Below are 20,802 nucleotides of genomic sequence, written 5' to 3'. Positions count from 1 at the left end.
GGGCCCGGCGCCGGCGGGACCCCGGGAGCCGGGTCACTCGGCCGCCAGCGCGCGCGGCGGCGCGTCGTCGATCTCGAAGAAGCCCGGGTAGGCGGTGTGCCCGGCCAGCCGGAGCGTGCGGGCCAGCCAGCGGCGCTGGGCCACGCGCGTCACGCCGACCGCGTTGTTGTAGAAGCGGCGGGCGTAGACGACCTTGGCGACCGCGGCGTCGAGCTCCGCCAGCAGCTCCTCACCGGCCGGGGTCTCGGCCAGCTTCTCCCGGAAGCGCTCCTGGTCCAGCACCGCCCGCAGCACGCGCGACAGGTCGCTCTCGGCGTGCTCGCGCTCCTCCGGCCCGGCCGCGCGGGCCTCGTGGGCCGCGGCGGCCAGCACCAGGCTCGTGGCCGGGTCGAGGATCCGGGACCCGGCCAGCTCCAGGCAGACGGCGGCCCGCCGTACCAGGGCGGCGTCCAGGGCCTCGCGGGCCACCTCCAGCCGGATGTGCAGCCGGTCCAGCCGGCCCGCGCGCCAGGAGACGTAGACGGCGGTGAGCAGCAGGAGGACGCCCACCACCAGGATCGTGGTGACCGTCACGGCGTGTCGTCCTCCTCGACCCCGCCCGTGCGCGCCACCGTCTCGTAGACGCGCACGACGTCGCGGGCGACCGTGGACCAGTCGTACTTCCACACGGCGGTGCGCGCCTCGTCGGAGAGCTTGGCCCGGCGCGCGGGGTCGTCCAGCAGCGCGGCGGCCTCCCGCGCGAGCGACTCGGCGCTGCCCGTCTCGAACAGCGCCCCGGCCTGGCCCTCGTCGAGGACCTTGCGGAAGGCCGGGATGTCGCTGGCCAGGATCGCGGCGCCGGCGGACATCGCCTCGGTGAGCACGATGCCGAAGCTCTCCCCGCCCAGGTTGGGCGCGCAGAAGACGTCGACCGAGTGGTAGGCGCGGACCTTGTCGGCCTCGCTGACCATGCCCAGCAGGTCGATCCGGTCGTGGAGCCCGGACGGGACGCGCTCCAGCACCTCGCCGGCGTCGCCGGGCCCGGCGATCAGCAGGCGCAGCCTCGGCCGCCGGGGCGCCAGCAGCGTGAACGCCTCCAGCAGCACGGGCAGGCCCTTGCGCGGCTCGTCCATCCGGCCCAGGAAGCCGATCACCTCGCCGCCCGCCGGGCGCGGCAGCGGCTCGCCCTCGGTGTAGCGGCGGACCGCCACCCCGTTGGGGATGAGCACGGCGTCGCCGCCGATGAACTCCACCAGGGTCTTGCGCGCCGCGTCCGACACGGCGATCCGGGCGGTGATCTTCTCCAGCGCGCTCATGATCACGGGGGTGGCCACCGAGAAGGCCCGGGAGCGCCCGTAGGAGGCGTGGAAGGTCGCCACGATCGGCCCCCTGGCCACCCAGCAGGCCAGCAGGCCCACCGAGGGGATGAACGGCTCGTGCACGTGCAGGACGTCGAAGCGCCCGTCGCGCACCCAGCGGCGCACCCGGTTCGCCGACAGGAACCCGAACGACATCCGGGCCACCGACCCGTTGAAGGGCACCGGGACCGCGCGGCCCACCGACGTCACGTAGTCCGGCAGCTCCGCGTCGTCGGAGGCGGGGGCGATCACCGAGACGTGGTGGCCGTCCTCCATGAGCGCCTCGGCGAGGTCGCGGATGTGCACCTGGACGCCGCCCGGCACGTCCCAGGCGTACGGGCAGACGATGCCGACCCTCATCGCTCCCCCACCGCCCGGCCCGCGCCGCGGCCGGCCGCGGCGGCCGTCATGGCCGCGGCTCCAGGTCCTCCAGCCAGAGGCGCTGCAGCATGTGCCAGTCCTCGGGGTGCTCGGCGATGCCCTTCTCGAAGACGGCGGCCAGGCTCTGCGTGACCGCGGCCGCCTTCTCCTGGCGGGTGCCCTCGGCCGGCACCTCGATCTCCTCGTGGATCTCCAGCCCCCAGTCGCGCCCGTGGAAGTAGGTGATGACCGGCAGCAGCGCGGCGCCGGTGTGCACGGCCAGCAGGCCCGGGCCGGCCGGCATGCGGGTGGCCGCGCCGAAGAAGGAGACCTCGATCCCCTTGGCGGTCAGGTCGCGCTCGGCGGGCAGGGCGACCGCCCGGCCGGCGCGCAGCCGCTGGGCCAGCGTGCCGAAGTTCTGGCCGTCGCCGCCGGTCAGCGGGAGCACCTCCATGCCGAGGCCCTCGCGGAAGGCCGTGTAGCGGCGGAACAGCGACTCGGGCCGCAGGCGCTCGGCCACGGTGGTGAACGGGTGGCCCGAGCCGATGAGCCAGGCCCCCGCCTGGTCCCAGTTGCCCATGTGGGGCAGGGCGAGCACCACGCCGCGGCCCCGCTCCAGGTTCTCGAAGATGCGCTCGGCGCCGGTGACGTGCGTCCGGGCGAGGATCTCCGCCTTGGGGACGGACGGCAGGCGGAAGACCTCGTGGAAGTAGCGGAAGTACGAGCGCATGCCCGCCCGGCTCAGCTCCCGGACGGCGGGGTCGTCGGCCGAGGTGCCCCTGACCCGGGCGAGGTTGGCCTCCAGCCGGCGCACCGAGGGCCCCCGGCGCCTCCACAGCCGGTCGGCCGCGGCGTCGAAGGCCCGGGCGACCAGGCGCTCGGGCAGGTGCGGCACGAGCGCCCAGCCCGCGCCGAAACCGGCCGCGACGAGGCGGTCCTGCAGGGACGGCGCGGACGCCCGGGTCGGCGCGGGGGCCGCCGGCGGGGCGGGCGGCGGCTGCGTCGGCGGGGTGGACGGCGTGTCGGTCATCGCTCTCTTCCCATCAGCGGAGGGTCCGGGGCGGGAGGGCGACCGCCTGGCGGCGGACGTGGAGCAGGCGCTGACCGATCGTGACCGCGCTGGCCGCGGCGAGCAGCCACAGCCCGGCGGGCAGGACGTACGGCACGCCCAGGCCGGACAGGCCGGCCGAGACCAGGCCCACCACCAGCCGCTCGGGCCGCTCGGCCAGGCCGACGTCGCAGGTCATGCCGAGGCCCTCCGCCCTGGCTTTCACGTAGGACACCAGCGCCCCGGCCACGAGGCAGAACAGCGCCACCCCGGCCTGCACCCGCTCGCCCTCCAGGGCCAGCCAGACCGCCAGCCCCGAGAAGATCGCGGCGTCGCCCACCCGGTCGAGGGTGGAGTCGAGGAAGGCCCCCCAGGTGCTCCCCGGGCCGGTCATCCTGGCCATGACGCCGTCGAGGAGGTCGGCCAGCACGAAGAAGGTGATCACCAGCGTCCCGGCGAAGAGCTGGCCCCGGGGGTAGAAGAACAGGGCCGCGGCCACGGTGCCGAGCGTGCCGAGCGCGGTGATCGCGTCAGGGCCCACGCCCCGGCTGACGAGCGCCCTGGCCAGGGGCGTCAGGGCTCGGGTGACGGCGGGGCGCAGAAGTTTCAGCATCGCGCTCCGATCGTAGGCCACCGGGCCGCGGGGCGCGTATCCGCGGCCCCGCAACCGGATCGGGCGATCCCTCTTGTGATATCCGCCACATGGGTATTTGGTGAACACACCGCGTCCTTGCGGTGGCCGGACGCGGAAGCGCGGACCTTCGGGGTGCGGCCGCGGGCGACCGCCCCCTCCGCCGACGACACGGGACGACATGGGAGGCGACATGGCGGAGAAATCGAGCGGTGCAGCGGGAGCCGCGGGCAGGGCGCCGGCGGCCGACCGGCCGGACATGGTGCGCAACGTCGTGCTGGTCGGCCACTCCGGTGCGGGCAAGACGACCCTGGTGGAGTCGCTCCTGGCCGCGACGGGGACGATCCAGCGCCCCGGCCGGGTCGAGGACGGCACCACCGTCAGCGACTTCGACGAGGTCGAGGTGCGCCAGCAGCGCTCGGTGAACCTCACCGTCGCCCCGCTGGTCCACAACGGCATCAAGGTCAACCTGCTGGACACGCCCGGCTACGCCGACTTCGTCGGCGACCTGCGCGCGGGCCTGCGCGCGGCCGACGCGGCGCTGTTCGTCGTGCCGGCCACCGACGGCGTGGACGGCCTGACCAGGATGCTGTGGGAGGAGTGCGCCGCGGTCGGCATGCCCCGCGCGGTCGTGATCAGCAAGATCGACCACCAGCGGGCCGACTTCGACGAGGCGCTCACCGCCTGCCAGGACGCCTTCGGCGACGGCGTCGCCCCGCTGTTCCTGCCGGTGGTCGCCGACGGCGGGGTGCGCGGCCTGATCGGGCTGCTGACGCAGCGGTTCTACGACTACGCCACGGGCAGCCGGACCGAGAACGCGCCCGGCGAGTACCAGGAGCAGATCGACCAGTACCGCGGCGACCTGATCGAGGGGATCATCCAGGAGAGCGAGGACGAGACCCTCATGGACCGCTACCTCGCCGGAGAGGAGATCGGCCTCGACGTCCTGCTGTCCGACCTGGAGAAGGCCGTGGCCCGCGGCGGCTTCCACCCCGTGCTGACCACCGGGGGCGGCGTGGGCATGGCGGAGGTCCTGCAGCTGGTCACGCAGGGTTTCCCCGCCCCGCCGGAGCACCCGATGCCGGAGATCACCACGATCGACGGCAAGCCGGTGACCGACATCGCCTGCGACCCCGACGGCCCGCTCGTGGCCGAGGTCGTCAAGACCACCAGCGACCCCTACGTGGGCCGGATCAGTCTGGTGCGGATCTTCTCCGGGACGCTCCGCCCCGACGCGACCGTGCACGTCTCCGGGCACGGCCTGGCCGACCACGGGCACGAGGACCACGACGTCGACGAGCGCGTCGGCGCGCTCTCCTGCCCCCTGGGCAAGCACCAGCGCCCCGTCCCCAAGGCCGTGGCCGGCGACATCGTCGCGGTGGCCAAGCTGGCGCGGGCCGAGACCGGCGACACCCTCTCCGACAAGGACCGCCCGCTGCTGATGACCGCCTGGAGCATGCCGGACCCGCTGCTGCCGGTCGCGATCCAGGCCCGCTCCAAGGCCGACGAGGACAAGCTCGGGCAGGCGCTGGGCCGCCTCGTCGCCGAGGACCCGACGCTGCGGCTGGAGAACAACCCCGAGACCAAGCAGCTCGTCCTGTGGTGCATGGGCGAGGCCCACGCCGACGTCCTGCTCGACCGGCTGAGCAAGCGGCACGGCGTGGAGGTCGAGAAGGTCGAGCTCCGGGTGCCGCTCCGTGAGACGCTCGGCGGGAAGTGCCAGGCGGTCGGCCGCAACGTCAAGCAGACCGGCGGGCACGGCCAGTACGCCGTCTGCCACCTGGAGGTCGAGCCCCTGCCCTCGGGCGGCGGCTTCGAGTTCGTGGACAAGATCGTCGGCGGCGTGGTGCCGCGCCAGTTCATCCCGTCGGTGGAGAAGGGCGTGCGCACCCAGATGGAGCGCGGCGTGCTCGCCGGATACCCGATGGTGGACATCCGCGTCACGCTCTACGACGGCAAGGCCCACTCGGTCGACTCCTCCGACATGGCCTTCCAGATCGCCGGCGCGCTCGCGCTGAAGGAGGCGGCCGCCAAGGTGCCGGTCCTGCTGCTGGAGCCGGTCGACGAGGTCTGCGTGCTGGTCTCCGACGACCACGTCGGCGCGGTGATGTCCGACCTGTCCTCGCGCCGCGGCAGGGTGCTGGGCACCGAACCCGTCGGCACCGGGCGCACCCTGGTGCGGGCCGAGGTGCCGCAGCTGGAGGTGACCCGCTACGCCATCGACCTGAGATCGATGTCACACGGGACGGGGACCTTCCGCCGGTCCTTCCTGCGGTACGAGCCGCTCCCCTCCCACCTCGTCGACAAGGTCACCGCCTGACCCGCTCCGGAGGCGCGGGGAGGCGCGTCCCGGCCTCCCCACACCTCCCGGAGATTCACTTCCGTAACACAAGCATCACGAACCGATTTCTTTTTTCCGGCCGGAGCACGGCGGGACCGGTGACACACTGTGGTCCATGCGAACCGGACGACCACTGCTTGCAGCCGCCGCCCTCTCCGTGCTCACTCTCGGTGCCGCCTACACCTTCGGACCTCGGGACGCCGGGGCCTCCGGACCGGGGAACGCGCAGGACGCGCCCGCCGCGGGCACGGCCGCCGCGGTCGAGACGACGGCCGCCGCCGCGCAGTGCCGCACCGACGCGCGCCACCCCAAGCGGCAGCTGCGCGGCGTCTGGATCGCCACGGTGAACAACATCGACTGGCCGGCCCGCACCGGCCAGTCGGCCGCGCGGCAGAAGGCCGACTACGTCAAGCTCCTCGACGCCGCGGCCGAGCGCCGGATCAACGCCGTCTTCGTCCAGGTCCGCCCGGCCTCCGACGCGTTCTACCGGTCCTCCCTGGAGCCGTGGTCGAAGTTCCTGACCGGCACGGTGGGCAAGGACCCCGGGTGGGACCCGCTGCCCTTCCTGATCGCCGAGGCGCACAAGCGCGGCATGGAGTTCCACGCCTGGTTCAACCCCTACCGCGCGGCCTACGACGACGACGTGCGCTCCCTGCCGGCCTCCCACCCGGCCCGGGTCCACCCCGACTGGGTCGTCAAGCACGAGGGCCGCCTCTACTACAACCCCGGCCTGCCCGCCGTCCGCGACCACGTGACCGCCGTCATCAAGGACGTGGTGAGCCGCTACGACGTCGACGGCGTGCACTTCGACGACTACTTCTACCCGTATCCCGGCCGGGGCACGGCCTTCAAGGACGGCGCCGCCTACGCCCGGTACGGCGGCGGCGCCACGCTCGCCGACTGGCGGCGCTCCAACGTCAACAAGCTGGTCGCCCAGGTGGACCGGGTCGTGCACGCGACCAAGAAGCACGTGAAGTTCGGCATCAGCCCGTTCGGCATCTGGCGCAACGCCTCCAACGACCCGGCCGGTTCCGCCACCAGCGGCATGTCCGCCTACGACGCCATCTACGCCGACGCCCGCCACTGGATCCGCAAGGGCACCGTCGACTACGTCATGCCGCAGCTCTACTGGCCCCGCGGCTTCCGGGTCGCCGACTACGACGTGCTGATGCCGTGGTGGGCCGAGCAGGTCGAGGGCACCGGCGTGCACCTGTACATCGGCCAGGCCCTGTACCGGGTGGGCGCCGCCGACACCCCGGCCTGGAAACGGCCCGGCGAGCTCTCCTCCCACCTGACCCGCAACCGCAGGCACCCGCAGGTCCAGGGCGACGTCTACTTCAGCGCCAAGCAGATCCGCAGCAACCCGCTCGGCGCGATGGACCGGGTCGAGAAGACCCACTACTCCCGCCCGGCCCTGATGCCGCTGATGCCGGACCTCGGCGGCGGCGCCCCGGCCCGCCCCGCCGACGTCCGGCTCCAGGGCGCCGCGCTGTCGTGGAAGTCCTCCCCCGGCGCCCGCGCCTACGCGGTCTACCGGGTCGCCTCCGGCGCCGCCGACGCGTGCGCGGTGGCCGACGCCCGCAACCTGGTCGCGGTCGTGCCCGCCTCCTCCGGCGCGCGCCAGAAGCTGCCCGTCAGCGGCGGCGGGACCTACCTCGTCTCCGCCCTGGACCGGCTGCACAACGAGAGCGCGGCCACGCCGGCCCTCCTCCCGTAGCGGCCCCGCCTCGCCCGCGGGTCCCCGCCCCCCTTCCGCGCCGGTTCCGATGGACCCGGCGCGTGATCTTCCCCTACGGTGCCAGCATCCGATACCGAACGTTCGACGGCGAGGTCCGGGGAGGTCACCGATGAGGCGCACACTGCTGGTGCTCGCGCTGGTGCTGGGCGTGCTGTGGCCCGGCGCGGCGCGGGCCTCCGCCCCGGTGGAGGGCCGGGCGGACGGGCCGGGGCGCACCTCGGCCCCGGTGGAGGGCCGGGCGGTGCTGATCGGGGTACCCGGCCTGCGCTGGAGCGATCTGAGCCCGCAGGGCACGCCCAACCTGTGGCAGCTGGCCGCGCAGAGCGCGGTCGGCTCGCTCTCGGTCCGCGCGGTGGCCCGGGTGACCTGCCCCTACGACGCGTGGCTGACGGTCTCGGCCGGGATCAGGTCCGCGGTGGGCTACTCCTGCGGCCTGCCGCCGGTGCCCGAGCCGTCCGGCACCGGGGCGGTCGTCCCCGGCTACCGCTACCTGCTCGACGTCGCCGGGCAGCGCAACGCCGGGACGCTCGGCGAGGCCGTGCGCGCCGCGGGCGAGTGCACGCTCGCGATCGGCCCGGGCGCCGCGCTGGCCCTCGCCGACCGGACCGGGACGGTGGACCACTACGCGCCCTCCCCCGCGCAGATCCGCGCGGACGCCCTCACCGCGTGCCGGGTGATCGCGGTCGACGTGGACGACCTGATCCGGCCGTACCTCGGCGGCGACCGGCTGCCCGCGGTCGAGGACGCCCTCACCCCGCAGGAGCGGGCGACCGCGCTGCGCCGGGCCGACGTCAAGGCCGGGGCGGTGCTCAGCGTGCTCCCTCCCGACGCCACCGTGCTGCTGGCGGGCCTGTCCGACCACGGAGCGCAGCCGCACCTGCGGGTGGCCATGATGCGCGCCGGGGCGCAGGCCCAGGGCCGGTTCCTCGGCGCGGCCTCCACCCGGCGCGAGGACGTCACGATCCTGCCGGACATCACCGCCACCGTGCTCTCCGTCGCCGGCGTCCCGGTCCCGCCCACGGTGGTCGGCACGCCGTGGCGGGAGAGTGCGGGCCGTACCGGCGGGACGGCGGCCGCGCAGGCCGAGCTGGAGGCGGCCGACACGGCCGGCCGGACGATCAGAGAGGTCGGCGGGGTCTTCTTCAGCGCCGTCGCCGTGCTCCAGGTCGTCTTCTACGCCACCGCCTTCCTGCTGCTGCGCCGCCGGCGCGGCCTGGGCCGGGTGCGCGTGGCGGCGCTCGTGCTCGCCTCGGTCCCGGTCTCCACCTACCTGGTCAACCTCACCGGCTGGCGCCACGCGCGGACCCCGGCGCTCGAACTCGCCCTGGGGATCGCCGGGGGCGCGCTGCTGCTGACCGCGGCGGCGCTGGCGGTGCCGTTCCTGTGGGCGCGCGTCCGGCCGCTCCTGCGCTCCGGAGGGAGGCGGCGCGGTTCCCGGGCCCGGCCCCGGCGCGCGGCCCTGCGCAACGGCAGCCCGCTCGGACCGGCGGCGGTCGTGTCGGGGGTCACCGCGGCGGTGCTCGCCGGCGACCTGCTGGCCGGCACGCCCCTGCAGCTCGACAGCGTGATGGGCTACACGGCCGTGGTGGGCGCGCGCTACTACGGCCTGGGCAACATCCCGTTCGCGCTGCTGGCCACCTCGGTGCTGCTGCTGTCGGCGATGCTCGCCCACCGGCTGCTGAGGCGGGGCCGCAGGCGGGCCGCGGTGGCGACCGTCGTGCTGCTCGGCTGCTCGGCGATGGTCCTGGGCGGCTGGCCCGGCGTGGGCAGCGACTTCGGCGGCGTGATCGCGTTCGTGCCGGGCATCGCGGTGGCCGCGCTGCTGCTCGGGGGGCGGCGGGTCTCGGTCGTCCGGCTCGGCGCGCTGTGCGTGGCGGGAGGCGTCACCGTGATGGCGATCGCCTACCTCGACAACCTGCGCCCGCCGGCCGCGCAGACCCATCTCGGCCGGTTCGTCGGCCAGATCGTCAGCGGCGAGGCGATGGACGTGATCTGGCGCAAGTTCGGCGCGATGGTCGGCACCTTCCTCAGCCCGAACCTGATGCCGATCGTGATCGTGGCGCTGGCGTTCCTCGTCTACGCGATGCTGCACCCCGAGACGGCCAGCGCCGGGGTGCTGCCGGCCGCGTTCGCCTACTCCCCCGCGCTGCGGGCCGGGCTGATCGGCACGCTGGTCAGCGGGGTGGTCGGCATGCTCGTCAACGACTCCGGCGCGGCGGTGCTGTCCATGGCGCTGGCCCTGGCGCTGCCGCTGGTGATCTCGGCGGGCGTCGCGGTGCTGCGCGACGGCGTGCCGCCCTACCCCTCGGAGGGCCAGCAGCCGGCCAGCAGCGACCTGGTGTCGCGGAGCAGCTGAGGCAGCACCTTGGTCTGGCCGACCACGGGCATGAAGTTGGTGTCGCCGCCCCAGCGGGGCACCACGTGCTGGTGCAGGTGGGCGGCGATGCCGGCGCCGGCCACGCCGCCGAGGTTCATGCCCACGTTGAAGCCCTGCGCGCCGCTGGCCTTGCGCAGGGCGGCCAGGGCGCGCCGGGTGAAGTCGGAGAACTCCGCGGTCTCGGCGGCGGTCAGGTCGGTGTAGTCCGAGATGTGCCGGTAGGGGCAGACCAGCAGGTGCCCGGAGTTGTAGGGGTAGAGGTTCAGGACGGCGTAGACGGCCTCGCCGCGCGCCACGATCAGGCCGTCCTCGTCGCCCAGCTTCGGGATCTCGCAGAACGGGCAGCCGTCCTCCGGCCCCGAGCCGGTGGGCTTGTTCTCGCCCTTGATGTACGCCATCCGGTGAGGGGTCCAGAGCCTCTCGAACGCGTCCGGCGTTCCTGCCCCCCGCTGCAGCTCTGGCTCGTTGCTCATGGCGGCCAGCATATTGCCCGGTGAACCCGGCCGGACCGGCGCCTCCCGGTCATCGATACGGGCATACGGTGCATAATTTCGGCACAGTCCCAGCGAGCGTGACAGAACACAGCCGAGGAGCAGCAGATGACCGACGTCTCCGTCGAGGAAACCGTCGACGAGACCATCGAGGAGGCGGCCCGGGAGACCGGTTCCTCTCCCGAGCCCCCCGCCGCGGCGGCCCCCGCCGTCCGCCCGTTCTCGCTCGGCGCGTCCGTGGCGGCGGCCCCCGAGCCGGTGTCGTCGGCCGTGGTGAAGGGCCGGATCAAGGTGGCCGACGAGGTGGTCGAGAAGGTCGCCGCGCTCGCCACCCTGGAGGTGGCGGGGGTCGCCGGTCTGGGCACCGATCCCGGGCAACTGGCCGAGGCGGTCCGGGAGCGCGCCGGGCTGCCCCGCGGCGTGGTCGCCCACGTCCAGGACCGCACCGTCGCCGTGGACGTGGCGATCGTGGCGGAGTACGGCCACGTGGTGATGGACGTGGCCAACGAGGTGAAGACCAACGTGGCCCGCACGGTCAGCCGGATGCTGGGCATGCGGGTCGTCGAGGTCAACGTCACCGTCGACGACGTGCGCCTGCCGGGCGAGGCCGGCTCCGAGCCGGCCGCCGGCGCCTGACCGGCGCGGAGAACGGCACGGGCGCGGGCGGCGGGCCGTAACGCACGGTGTGCGGCCCGCCGCCCGCCCGCGTGTCCGGCCCGGTCGCGGCACCGCGGTCCGGGGACCGCGGCCCGATCGCGGCCCCGTGACCCCGGACCGATCAGGACCGCGGCCCGATCACGGCACCGCGGCCGGGTCCGGAGGTCACGGAGCGGGCCGGGCGGCGACCGGAGCCGGCCGCGGCTTCAGACCTGGACGCGGCGCTCGATCGCGTCGACGATCTCGTCGATCGCCTGGTCCACCGGGACGCCGTTCTTCTGCTCGCCGTTGCGGAAGCGGAAGGAGACCGCGCCGTTGGCGATGTCCTCGTCGCCCGCCAGCAGCATGAACGGCACCTTGGCCTTCTGCGCGTTGCGGATCTTCTTCTGCATCCGGTCGTCGGAGGCGTCCACCTCGATCCGCACGCCCCGCTCCCGGGCCTTCTTGGCCAGGTCCTGCAGGTAGGGCACGTGGGCGTCGGCGATCGGGATGCCGACGGCCTGGACCGGGGCGAGCCAGGGCGGGAAGGCGCCCGCGTAGTGCTCGACCAGGACGCCGAAGAAGCGCTCGATCGAGCCGAACAGCGCCCGGTGGATCATGACGGGCCGCTGCCGGGAGCCGTCGGCCGCCTGGTACTCCAGCTCGAAGCGCTGCGGCAGGTTGAAGTCGAGCTGGATCGTCGACATCTGCCAGGAGCGGCCGATCGCGTCGCGCGCCTGCACGGAGATCTTCGGCCCGTAGAAGGCCGCGCCGCCCGGGTCGAGGACGAGCTCGAGGTTCTCGGACTCGGCGACCTCGCGCAGCGTCCGGGTCGCCTCCTCCCAGTCCTCGTCGCTGCCGACGAACTTCTCCGGGTCCTTGGTGGACAGCTCCAGGTAGAAGTCGCGCAGGCCGTAGTCGCGCAGCAGGTCGAGCACGAAGCGGAGCAGCGAGACCAGCTCGTCGCGCATCTGCTCGCGGGTGCAGTAGATGTGCGCGTCGTCCTGGGTCAGGCCGCGCACCCGGGTCAGGCCGTGCACGACGCCCGACTTCTCGTAGCGGTAGACGGTGCCGAACTCGAACAACCGCAGCGGCAGCTCCCGGTAGGACCGCCCGCGCGCCCGGAAGACCAGGTTGTGCATCGGGCAGTTCATGGGCTTGAGGTAGTATCTCGCGCCCTCCAGCTCCATGGGCGGGAACATGCCGTCGGCGTACCAGTCCAGGTGGCCGGAGACCTGGTACAGGTTCTCCTTCGTGATGTGCGGGGTGTTGACGAAGGAGTAGCCCGCCTCCTCGTGCCGGCGCCGGGAGTAGTCCTCCATGATCTTGCGGATCACGCCGCCCTTGGGGTGGAAGACCGGCAGGCCGGAGCCCAGCTCGTCGGGGAAGCTGAACAGGTCGAGCTCGGCGCCGAGCTTGCGGTGGTCGCGCTTCTCGGCCTCCTCCAGCAGGTGGAGGTATTCGTCCTGCCTCTCGCGCGACTCCCAGGCGGTGCCGTAGATCCGCTGCAGCTGCGGGTTCTTCTCGCTGCCCCGCCAGTAGGCACCGCCGGAGCGCATCAGCTTGAACGCCGGGATGGAGCGGGTGCTCGGCACGTGCGGGCCGCGGCACAGGTCCTTCCAGCACAGCTCGCCGGTCTTGGGGTCGAGGTTGTCGTAGATGGTCAGCTGGCCGGCGCCGACCTCGACGCTCTCCTCGTCGGCCGCGCCGGCCTTGAGCCCGATCAGCTCCAGCTTGTACGGCTCGGCGGCCAGCTCGGCGCGCGCGTCGTCGTCGGAGACGGCGCGGCGGGAGAAGAGCTGGCCCTGCTTGACGATCTCGCGCATGCGCTTCTCGATGCGCTTGAGGTCCTCGGGGGTGAACGGGGCGGCGACGTCGAAGTCGTAGTAGAAGCCGTTCTCGACCGGCGGGCCGATGCCGAGCTTCGCCTCGGGGAAGATCTCCTGGACGGCCTGGGCCATGACGTGCGCGGTGGAGTGGCGGATGATCGCCCGGCCGTCGGCGCTGCCGGCCTCGACGGGCTCGATCACGTCGCCGTCGGCCACGGCGGCCGCGAGGTCCTTCAGCTCGCCGTTCGCCCGGGCGGCGACCACCGAGCGGCCGTCGGCCCCGAGGACGTCGCCGTACGTCGTGCCCCCAGCCACCACACGCTCGGCTCCGGCGAGGGTGATGCGAAGTTCTGGCGCGGCAGACACGGTTGCTCCTTCGATGAGTGGTAGAAAACCGATGCTACCGGTGAGCACGGCGCGCCGGAGCGGCCGACCGGCCGGTGCCCGGTCATCCGGCGAGCCCGTCCACGGGCCGGGCCGGGGACATCATCTAGTCTTGGTCGCTGTGAACGCAGCAGCTCAGACTTCCGGCGCCCACGGCGTCGGCATCGCGACCATCACCCCCGACGGGACGGTGCTGGACACCTGGTTCCCCTCCCCGCGGCTGGGTGAGCCCTCCGCGCCGGGCACCCGCCGGCTGACCCCGCAGGAGGCCGAGCAGGCCCTCGGCCCCGCCGCCGCGGCGCTGCTCGGCCCGGACGCCGACCGGGGCGTCGAGGTGGTCGCCGTGGAGACCGGCATCGCCAAGCTCTCGGAGCCGCCCGCCGACACCTACGACGTCTACCTCCGCCTGCACCTGCTCTCCGCCCGCCTGGTCAAGCCGCACGGCCAGAACCTGGACGGCGTCTTCGGCCTGCTCGCCAACGTCGTGTGGACCAACCACGGCCCCTGCCCGGTCGAGGGGTTCGAGGAGGTGCGGCTCCGCCTGCGCGCCCGCGGCCAGGTGACCGTCTACGGCGTCGACAAGTTCCCCCGGATGGTGGACTACGTGGTGCCGACCGGCGTGCGGATCGCCGAGGCCGACCGCGTCCGGCTCGGCGCGCACCTGGCCGCCGGCACGACGGTGATGCACGAGGGCTTCGTCAACTTCAACGCCGGCACGCTCGGCGCCTCCATGGTGGAGGGGCGGATCTCCGCCGGGGTCGTCGTCGGTGACGGCTCCGACGTCGGCGGCGGCGCCTCGATCATGGGCACCCTGTCGGGCGGCGGCAAGCAGGTGATCTCCGTCGGCGAGCGCTGCCTGCTCGGCGCCAACAGCGGCATCGGCATCTCCCTGGGCGACGACGTGGTCGTGGAGGCGGGCCTGTACGTCACCGCCGGGACCAAGGTGACGCTCCCCGACGGCAAGGTCGTCAAGGCCGCCGAGCTCTCCGGCGCCTCCGGGCTGCTGTTCCGCCGCAACTCCACCACCGGCGCCGTCGAGGCCGTCCCCCGCCAGGGCACCGGCGTGGAGCTCAACGCGATCCTGCACGCCAACGACTGAGCCGTCGCGGTCCCGGCCGCCGGGCGGCCGGGACCGCGACGCTGGGGGTGATCGATGACCGGGCACAGGGCGGCCCCGGACTCCGGGGCCGGCACCACCGTGGCTCGGTGGGTGACCGACCTGTTCTCCCCGCAGGCGCTGGTCATCGGCCTGCCGCCGCTGGTCGGGATGGTGACGGGCGGCTGGCCGGGCGCGGGCTGGGGGCTGATGGCCTCGGTGCTGTGCGGCGGTGTCCCCGCCGGGGTGATCCTGGCCGGGGTGCGCTCCGGGCGGCTGGACTCCCACCACCTGGTCGACCGGGCGAGCCGGACCCGGCCGCTGCTGGTGGCGATGGTCGCCGTGGTCGTCGCCCTGGTGCTGCTGGCCTCCCTGGACGGCCCCCGGCTGCTGGTCGCCACGGTGGCCGCGATGCTGGCCGCCCTCGCCCTGACCGTCCCGATCACCCTGCGCTGGAAGATCTCCTTCCACGCGGCCGTGTCCGCAGGCACCGTGGTGGTGCTCGCCCACGTGCTGCCCGCCGTACCCGTGCTGGCGGCGGGCGCGCCGGTCGTGGCCGTGATCTGCTGGGCGCGGGTACGGCTGCGCCACCACACCCCCGCCCAGGTCGCGGCCGGGGCGCTCACCGGTGCCGGCTCGGCCTGGGCGACCCTGGCCGCGTTCGGCGTCTGAGCCCGCCCGGCGGGCCCGCCCTCCCGGTACGGCACGCGGCCCCGGCCCCGCGCGCCGCGGGAGCGCGGGGCGCGGGGCCGCCCGCCTCAGAGCGGGGTCTCGCCTCAGAGCAGGGTCTTGAGGAACTCCCGGGTCCGGCCGCCGTCGGAGGCGAACTCGGCGGCGGCGAAGTCGGTGACCCCGGCCTCGGCCAGCGTCCCGATCTGCGCGGCGACGCTCTCCTCGTCCCCGACGATCGCCACGTCGGCCGGGCCCGCCGCGCCCTCCCGGTCGAGCACCGCCCGGTAGGACGGCAGCTGCCCGTAGACGGCGAACACCTCCGCGGCCCGGGCCCGCGCCGCCTCGGCGTCGTCGGTGACGCAGACCGGCAGCGCGCAGACGATCCGCGGCGCGGGCCGGCCGGCGGCCCGCGCCGCCTCGGTGACGGCGGGGGCGATGTGCTCGGCGACGGTCCTGGGGCCCGTCATCCAGAGCACGGTGCCGTCGGCGACCTCGCCCGCGAGCTTGAGCATGCGCGGGGCCAGCGCGGCGATCAGGACCGGCATCCGCCCCGCGCCGGGCGTGCTCAGGCCGATCCGCGCGGTGAGGGTCTCACCCTGGAAGTCCACCTTCTCCCCGCGCGCCAGCGGCATCAGGACCGACAGGTACTCGCGCATGTGCCGGGCGGGCCGCTCGTAGCTGTAGCCGAACATGCCCTCGATCACCACCTGGTGCGAGAGCCCGATGCCCAGGTTCAGGCGGCCGTCCAGCGCGGCGTTGGCGGTGAGGGCCTGCTGGGCCAGCGCGGCGGGGTGGCGCGGGTAGGTCGGCACGACGGCGGTGCCGAGTTCGATCCCGGGCACCCCGGCGCCCGCCACGGCCAACGCGGTCAGCGCGTCGAGGCCGAAGATGTGCGAGACCCAGGCCGAGGTGAAGCCGTCGTCGGCCCCCCTGGCGATCCGCTCGCGGAGCTTTCCGAGCACGTCCGGACCCTTGGGCTCGTTGATGAACAGACCGATTCGCATCGCTGCAGAACTCCATTCTGGTGGCTCGGGCCAGTGTACGACCCGGACCGAGCTTTGTTCCGTACCTGTCGATCGTCTCGCCGGTCCCCGGGCGCGGGGCGCCCGCGCCCGGACCGCGGGGGAACCCGGCGGAGGAGCGGCCGCGGGACCCGTGGCGGACCCGGCATGGGGCCGCGCGGCGGGGGCAGGGGTGCCGTGCGGGGCGCGGGTGCGCCCAGGGACCTCAGGGAACCCCGGGGAGCGGGGCGAACGCCCGGAAGGAGGACGGCCGTGGCGCCGTGGGCCGATCACGCGATCTGGTGGCAGGTGTACCCGCTGGGTTTCACCGGCGCCGAGGCCGCCGCGCTCCCGCCGCAGGCGCCCGTCCGGCACCGGCTGCGGCACCTGGAGGCCTGGCTGGACTACGCCGTGGAGCTGGGCTGCTCCGGCCTGCAGCTGGGCCCGGTCTTCGCCTCGGAGACGCACGGCTACGACACCGTCGACCACTTCCGGATCGATCCGCGGCTCGGTGACGACGCCGACTTCGACCGGTTCGCCGCCGCCGCCCGGGACCGGGGCCTGCACCTCCTGCTGGACGGGGTGTTCAACCACGTCGGCCGGGCCTTCCCGGTCTTCCGGCGGGCCGGCGCCGACCCGCGCGCGGCCGCGTGGTTCCGCCGGGACGCCGGGGCGGGCGGAGAGGCCGGGGACGGCGGGGGGTACGCAACCTTCGAGGGCCACCACCGTCTCGTCGCCCTCGACCACGACGAGCCCGCCGTGCTCGACCACGTCGTGCGCGTCATGGACCACTGGCTCTCCCGGGGCGCCTCCGGCTGGCGGCTCGACGCCGCCTACGCGGTGCCGGCCCGGTTCTGGCGCGAGGCCCTGGAGCGGGTACGGCCGCGCCACCCCGGCGCGTGGTTCGTCGGAGAGGTGATCCACGGCGACTACGCCGCCTACGTCCGCGAGAGCGGGCTGGACTCGGTCACCCAGTACGAGCTGTGGAAGGCGATCTGGAGCTCGCTCAACGACGGCAACCTCCACGAGCTGGCCTGGACCCTGGACCGGCACGGCGCGCTGCTGGAGACCTTCACGCCCCTGACCTTCGTGGGCAACCACGACGTGACACGGCTGGCCAGCCGTCTGGCCGACCGCCGCCACCTCGGCCACGCCCTGGCCGTGCTGTTCACCGTCGGCGGCGTGCCCAGCGTCTACTACGGCGACGAGCAGGCCTTCACCGGCGTCAAGGAGGAACGGGAGGGCGGTGACGACGCGGTCCGCCCGGCCTTCCCCGGCTCCCCCGGCGAGCTCTCCCCGCTGGGCCGGCCCGTCCACCGGCTGCACCGGCGGCTGATCGGGCTCAGGCGGCGCCACCCGTGGCTGGTGCGGGCCCGGACCGCCCTGCCGTACCTGGACAACCGCGCCGCCGTCCTGGAGTCCTGCGATCCCGCCGACCCCGGCCGCAGGGTGCTGACCCTGCTGAACGTCGACGACCGTCCCCGGCGCCTGCCGGTGGAGGCCGGCGGCCTGGCCGTGCTGGAGTCGTCCGCCGAGGGGGACGCCCCGGCCGGGCCGCCCGCCGCACCCGGCCGCACCCCGTCCACCCACACCGTGCCCGCCCACGGCTGGACGGTCCTCGGCCCGCGCTGACCCGGGATCCCCGCCGCCGCCGGGGCGCCCGGGCGCCCCGGCGGCGGATGCGGCCGGACCCCGCCGGACCGCCGGAGGCCCGGCCGCGCCCGCTCACCCCGCGCGGGGGCCCGTGCTCTCCCGGACGACGAGCTCCGGCTCCACCAGCCGGTAGCGGTTCTCCGCGCCCCCGTCGATGCGCTCCAGCAGCAGCTCGAAGGCCAGGCGGCCCACCTCGCCGAAGTTCTGCCTGACCGTGGTCAGCAGAGGCCAGAGGTAGCCGGCCTCCGGCACGTCGTCGAAGCCGACCACGCTCACGTCCTCCGGCACCCGGCGGCCGGCCTCCCGCATCGCCCGCAGCACCCCCATGGCCATGTGGTCGTTGGCCGCGAAGACCGCCGTCACCTCCGGGTCCCGGGCCAGCCGCAGGCCGTGCTCGTACCCGGAGCGGGCGCTCCAGTCACCGGGCAGCGGGTCGGGCACCGGGCGGCCCTCCGCCTCCAGGGCCGAGCGCCAGCCGGCGATCCGGCCGGCGGCGTCGATCCAGTCCGGCGGGCCGGACAGGTGCCAGACCGTGCGGTGGCCGAGACTGAGCAGGTGGCGCACGGCCCGCACGGCCCCCGCCTCCTGGTCGACCGCGGCGACCGGCACCGGCAGCCCCTCGCGGGCGCCGACCACGACCACGGGCAGGTCGGCGGGCAGGCTGCGCAGCCCGTCCACGGCCGACTCGTGCGGGGCCACGATGACGACCCCCTCGACGGACTGGGCGCGCAGCCGGTCCACCGCGTCGCCGATGGAGCGGCGGTTCAGCGCGGTCAGGCTCACGATGGTGATGAGGTACTCCTCGCCCCGCGCGGCCCGCTCGATGCCGTAGAGCGTCGAGGCGGGGCCGTACAGGGTGGTGTCGAAGCTGACCACGCCGAGCGTGCCCGAGCGCCCGGTGACCAGCGAGCGCGCGGCCTGGTTGGGGCGGTAGCCCAGCTCCCGCACCGCCTCCAGGACGCGGGCCCGGGTGTCCGGCCGCACCTTCTCCGGGGTGTTGAGCACCCGGGAGACGGTCATCGCCGACACGCCCGCCCGCTCCGCGACGTCCTCCATGACGGCGGTCCTGGGGCGGCCGGGGAGCGTCGTCTCGTCTGGGGGCTGCGGAGTCATGCCACCTGGTTCCTCGTCGGGGTCCCCGTCGGGGCCGCTGCTGTGTTTGCGGTAACAACCGCAGTCCCGAACTCTACCTTTCCCGGGGCCGGTCCCTCCTTCCGGCACGCCCTCCGCGGTGGGCGCACGGCGCCGGCGGGAGCGCGGCCGGAGCTTGACCTTCCTTTGTGATAACGCTAACAATCGGCTCCGGTCCCGCGCGGAACCCGGGACCGGACCGCCGCACCCGCCGGTCCCGCCCCGGAGCCCGCGCCCCCGCACCGACAGGAGCAGCCTCCGTGCAGCAGGCACACCTCACGCTCGACCCGGCCTTCCGCATCGCGCCGGTGCACCGCCGCACCTTCGGCACGTTCGTCGAACACCTCGGCAGGTGCGTCTACACCGGCATCCACGAGCCGGGCCATCCCACCGCCGACGAGGACGGCTTCCGCCGGGACGTCCTGGAGCTCACCCGGGAGCTGGGCGTCACCACGGTCCGCTATCCCGGCGGCAACTTCGTCTCCGGCTACCGGTGGGAGGACGGCATCGGGCCGGTGGAGGCGCGCCCCCGCCGGCTCGACCTGGCCTGGCACAGCACCGAGCCCAACCACGTCGGCCTGGACGAGTTCATGCGCTGGACGCGCAAGGCGGGCGTGGAGCCGATGATGGCCGTCAACCTCGGCACCCGCGGCGTCCAGGAGGCCCTCGACCTGCTGGAGTACTGCAACATCGCCTCCGGCACCCACTGGTCGGACCTGCGCCGCGCCAACGGGACCGAGGAGCCGCACGCCATCCGCATGTGGTGCCTGGGCAACGAGATGGACGGCCCCTGGCAGATCGGCCACAAGACGGCCCGCGAGTACGGCAGGCTGGCCGCCGCGACCGGCCGCGCGATGCGCATGCTGGACCCCGGCCTGGAACTGGTCGCCTGCGGCAGCTCCGGATCGTCCATGCCGACCTTCGGCACGTGGGAGGCCACCGTGCTGGAGGAGGCCTACGACGTGGTCGACTACGTCTCCTGCCACGCCTACTACGAGGAGCACGACGGCGACCTGGCGAGCTTCCTGGCCTCGGCCGCCGACATGGACCACTTCATCGACTCCGTGGTCGCCACCGCCGACAGCGTCCGGGCCCGGCTGGGCGCGAAGAAGCGGATCGACATCTCGTTCGACGAGTGGAACGTCTGGTACCTGTCCCGGTTCCTGAACGCCGAGCCGCCCGAGGACTGGCCGGTCGCACCGCCCCTGCTGGAGGACCACTACCACCTGGCCGACGCCGTCACGCTGGGCGGCCTGCTGATCTGCCTGCTCCGGCACAGCGACCGGGTGACCGCCGCCTCGCTCGCCCAGCTGGTGAACGTGATCGCCCCCATCATGACCGAGCCCGGGGGCCGGGCCTGGCGGCAGACCACCTTCCACCCGTTCGCGCTCACCGCCGCGCACGCCCGGGGCGAGGTCCTGCGCGTGGAGCCGGTCTCCCCCGTCCACGAGACGGCCAAGTACGGCGAGGTCCCGCTGCTCGACGCGGTGGCCACCCGCGATCCGGAGAGCGGGGCGACGGTCCTGTTCGCGGTCAACCGCTCGACCGGCGAGCCGCTGGAGCTGGCGGTGGACACCCGCGCCCTCGGCCCCGTGCGCCCGGACGGCGCCGTCACCCTGTCCGGCCCCGACGTCTACGCCCGCAACAGCGCCGACGACCCGGACCGGGTGGCCCCCCGCCCGCTGCCCGGGGTCGCGGCCGACGGCGGCACGCTGCGCGCGGTCCTCCCGCCCGTCTCCTGGAACATGATCCGCCTGACGGACGGCTGAGCCGGGCCGCCGCCCGCCCCTCCCGGTGCAGGCGCCGGGAAGGGCGGGCGGTCCGGCGCGGGGCCGGAGCCGGACCGGGGGGCGGGACCGGGCCGGAGACGACACCGGGGGCCGGGCCGGAGCCGGTCCGATGCCGGGGCCGGGCCGGGGGCGTCAGGCGCTCTCGGCACCGGCCGGGGCCGGGGCCCGCGAGGGCTCGGGCGCGGAGCGGGGCCGCGGCACGCCGCCCCGCCCGTCCCCGCGGCGCCCCCGCCGCAGGAGCGCGTCGAGCGCCCACGGGCCCGGGCCGAGCACCGCGATCAGGAAGA

At 74.6% G+C, this 20,802-nt stretch carries 16 protein-coding genes; 8 read left to right on the top strand and 8 right to left on the bottom strand.

Annotated features, from left to right (window positions below; genetic code table 11):
- Positions 1 to 33 precede the first annotated feature (33 nt).
- The 4 genes from ABD823_RS21900 to pgsA are packed head-to-tail and all read right to left on the bottom strand — an operon-like array spanning position 34 to position 3,358.
- Positions 34 to 573, bottom strand: coding sequence for a hypothetical protein (locus tag ABD823_RS21900; RefSeq protein ID WP_344862515.1), 540 nt, complete (start codon positions 571 to 573; stop codon positions 34 to 36).
- Positions 570 to 1,697 carry a glycosyltransferase family 4 protein gene (locus ABD823_RS21895; protein ID WP_344862512.1) on the bottom strand — a complete coding sequence of 376 codons (1,128 nt, stop codon included), beginning with the start codon at positions 1,695 to 1,697 and terminating at the stop codon, positions 570 to 572. Before ABD823_RS21895 ends, ABD823_RS21900 begins: the two co-directional genes overlap by 4 nt.
- Positions 1,698 to 1,743: 46 nt before the next feature.
- Complete coding sequence (locus ABD823_RS21890; protein ID WP_344862510.1) at positions 1,744 to 2,727, bottom strand: phosphatidylinositol mannoside acyltransferase; 984 nt, start codon at positions 2,725 to 2,727, stop codon at positions 1,744 to 1,746.
- A 13-nt stretch (positions 2,728 to 2,740) separates the two neighbouring features.
- On the bottom strand, positions 2,741 to 3,358 hold the full coding sequence (gene pgsA / locus ABD823_RS21885) for a phosphatidylinositol phosphate synthase (RefSeq protein WP_344862508.1): 618 nt from the start codon (positions 3,356 to 3,358) through the stop codon (positions 2,741 to 2,743).
- 211 nt (positions 3,359 to 3,569) lie between these two features.
- Here pgsA and ABD823_RS21880 point away from each other — a divergent pair, with 211 nt between their 5' ends.
- The 3 genes from ABD823_RS21880 to ABD823_RS21870 all read left to right on the top strand — a co-directional run bounded on the left by ABD823_RS21880 (position 3,570) and on the right by ABD823_RS21870 (position 9,811).
- The gene (locus ABD823_RS21880; protein WP_344862506.1) at positions 3,570 to 5,696 is read left to right on the top strand and encodes an elongation factor G-like protein EF-G2; all 2,127 of its coding nucleotides are present in this window, start codon (positions 3,570 to 3,572) and stop codon (positions 5,694 to 5,696) included.
- Positions 5,697 to 5,832: 136 nt separating this feature from the next.
- Positions 5,833 to 7,434, top strand: a complete 1,602-nt coding sequence (locus tag ABD823_RS21875; RefSeq protein WP_344862505.1) for a glycoside hydrolase family 10-like protein — start codon at positions 5,833 to 5,835, stop codon at positions 7,432 to 7,434.
- 130 nt (positions 7,435 to 7,564) lie between these two features.
- Positions 7,565 to 9,811 carry an alkaline phosphatase family protein gene (locus tag ABD823_RS21870; RefSeq protein ID WP_344862504.1) on the top strand — a complete coding sequence of 749 codons (2,247 nt, stop codon included), beginning with the start codon at positions 7,565 to 7,567 and terminating at the stop codon, positions 9,809 to 9,811.
- Here the strand turns inward: ABD823_RS21870 and ABD823_RS21865 are convergent.
- On the bottom strand, positions 9,754 to 10,305 hold the full coding sequence (locus ABD823_RS21865; protein ID WP_344862503.1) for an HIT family protein: 552 nt from the start codon (positions 10,303 to 10,305) through the stop codon (positions 9,754 to 9,756). The two genes, ABD823_RS21870 and ABD823_RS21865, sit on opposite strands and share 58 nt — an antisense overlap.
- 126 nt (positions 10,306 to 10,431) lie before the next feature.
- Between ABD823_RS21865 and ABD823_RS21860 the strand changes: the two genes are divergently transcribed.
- Positions 10,432 to 10,959, top strand: a complete 528-nt coding sequence (locus tag ABD823_RS21860) for an Asp23/Gls24 family envelope stress response protein (RefSeq protein ID WP_344862502.1) — start codon at positions 10,432 to 10,434, stop codon at positions 10,957 to 10,959.
- Positions 10,960 to 11,186: 227 nt separating this feature from the next.
- Here ABD823_RS21860 and thrS read toward each other — a convergent pair whose 3' ends face one another.
- Positions 11,187 to 13,154 (bottom strand): threonine--tRNA ligase, encoded by a 1,968-nt coding sequence (thrS, locus tag ABD823_RS21855; protein ID WP_344862501.1) that lies wholly within the window; start codon positions 13,152 to 13,154, stop codon positions 11,187 to 11,189.
- A 139-nt stretch (positions 13,155 to 13,293) separates the two neighbouring features.
- Here thrS and dapD point away from each other — a divergent pair, with 139 nt between their 5' ends.
- On the top strand, positions 13,294 to 14,271 hold the full coding sequence (gene dapD / locus ABD823_RS21850) for a 2,3,4,5-tetrahydropyridine-2,6-dicarboxylate N-succinyltransferase (protein WP_344862500.1): 978 nt from the start codon (positions 13,294 to 13,296) through the stop codon (positions 14,269 to 14,271).
- Between the two features lie 54 nt (positions 14,272 to 14,325).
- Positions 14,326 to 14,940 (top strand): phosphatase PAP2 family protein, encoded by a 615-nt coding sequence (locus tag ABD823_RS21845; protein WP_344862498.1) that lies wholly within the window; start codon positions 14,326 to 14,328, stop codon positions 14,938 to 14,940.
- Positions 14,941 to 15,044: 104 nt separating this feature from the next.
- On the opposite strand, the gene ABD823_RS21840 is transcribed toward ABD823_RS21845, so the two are convergent.
- Positions 15,045 to 15,944: a TIGR03564 family F420-dependent LLM class oxidoreductase gene (locus ABD823_RS21840; RefSeq protein ID WP_344862496.1), complete on the bottom strand. Its 900-nt coding sequence runs from the start codon at positions 15,942 to 15,944 to the stop codon at positions 15,045 to 15,047.
- 270 nt (positions 15,945 to 16,214) lie between these two features.
- On the opposite strand from ABD823_RS21840, the gene ABD823_RS21835 reads away from it, so the two are divergent.
- Positions 16,215 to 17,573, top strand: a complete 1,359-nt coding sequence (locus tag ABD823_RS21835) for an alpha-amylase family protein (protein ID WP_344862495.1) — start codon at positions 16,215 to 16,217, stop codon at positions 17,571 to 17,573.
- A gap of 93 nt (positions 17,574 to 17,666) precedes the next feature.
- On the opposite strand, the gene ABD823_RS21830 is transcribed toward ABD823_RS21835, so the two are convergent.
- Complete coding sequence (locus tag ABD823_RS21830) at positions 17,667 to 18,707, bottom strand: LacI family DNA-binding transcriptional regulator (RefSeq protein WP_344862494.1); 1,041 nt, start codon at positions 18,705 to 18,707, stop codon at positions 17,667 to 17,669.
- Positions 18,708 to 18,985: 278 nt separating this feature from the next.
- Here ABD823_RS21830 and arfA point away from each other — a divergent pair, with 278 nt between their 5' ends.
- The gene (gene arfA / locus ABD823_RS21825; protein WP_344862492.1) at positions 18,986 to 20,494 is read left to right on the top strand and encodes an arabinosylfuranosidase ArfA; all 1,509 of its coding nucleotides are present in this window, start codon (positions 18,986 to 18,988) and stop codon (positions 20,492 to 20,494) included.
- The last annotated feature ends 308 nt before the right edge of the window (positions 20,495 to 20,802 follow it).

The organism is Planomonospora alba, assembly GCF_039534085.1.
In the GTDB taxonomy this organism is placed as follows: Bacteria; Actinomycetota; Actinomycetes; order Streptosporangiales; family Streptosporangiaceae; genus Planomonospora_B; species Planomonospora_B alba.
Note: the sequence above shows the minus strand (reverse complement) of the source record. Positions and strands in the feature narration are given on the sequence as shown.

Bases quoted from the DNA above. Each gene is read 5' to 3' on its own strand.
- ABD823_RS21840 (WP_344862496.1), bottom strand. From the start codon at position 15,944: ATGCGAATCGGTCTGTTCATCAACGAGCCCAAGGGTCCGGACGTGCTC.
- ABD823_RS21865 (WP_344862503.1), bottom strand. From the start codon at position 10,305: ATGAGCAACGAGCCAGAGCTGCAGCGGGGGGCAGGAACGCCGGACGCG.
- ABD823_RS21890 (WP_344862510.1), bottom strand. From the start codon at position 2,727: ATGACCGACACGCCGTCCACCCCGCCGACGCAGCCGCCGCCCGCCCCG.
- ABD823_RS21845 (WP_344862498.1), top strand. From the start codon at position 14,326: ATGACCGGGCACAGGGCGGCCCCGGACTCCGGGGCCGGCACCACCGTG.
- ABD823_RS21895 (WP_344862512.1), bottom strand. From the start codon at position 1,697: ATGAGGGTCGGCATCGTCTGCCCGTACGCCTGGGACGTGCCGGGCGGC.
- ABD823_RS21830 (WP_344862494.1), bottom strand. From the start codon at position 18,707: ATGACTCCGCAGCCCCCAGACGAGACGACGCTCCCCGGCCGCCCCAGG.
- ABD823_RS21880 (WP_344862506.1), top strand. From the start codon at position 3,570: ATGGCGGAGAAATCGAGCGGTGCAGCGGGAGCCGCGGGCAGGGCGCCG.
- ABD823_RS21860 (WP_344862502.1), top strand. From the start codon at position 10,432: ATGACCGACGTCTCCGTCGAGGAAACCGTCGACGAGACCATCGAGGAG.
- ABD823_RS21870 (WP_344862504.1), top strand. From the start codon at position 7,565: ATGAGGCGCACACTGCTGGTGCTCGCGCTGGTGCTGGGCGTGCTGTGG.
- pgsA (WP_344862508.1), bottom strand. From the start codon at position 3,358: ATGCTGAAACTTCTGCGCCCCGCCGTCACCCGAGCCCTGACGCCCCTG.
- ABD823_RS21875 (WP_344862505.1), top strand. From the start codon at position 5,833: ATGCGAACCGGACGACCACTGCTTGCAGCCGCCGCCCTCTCCGTGCTC.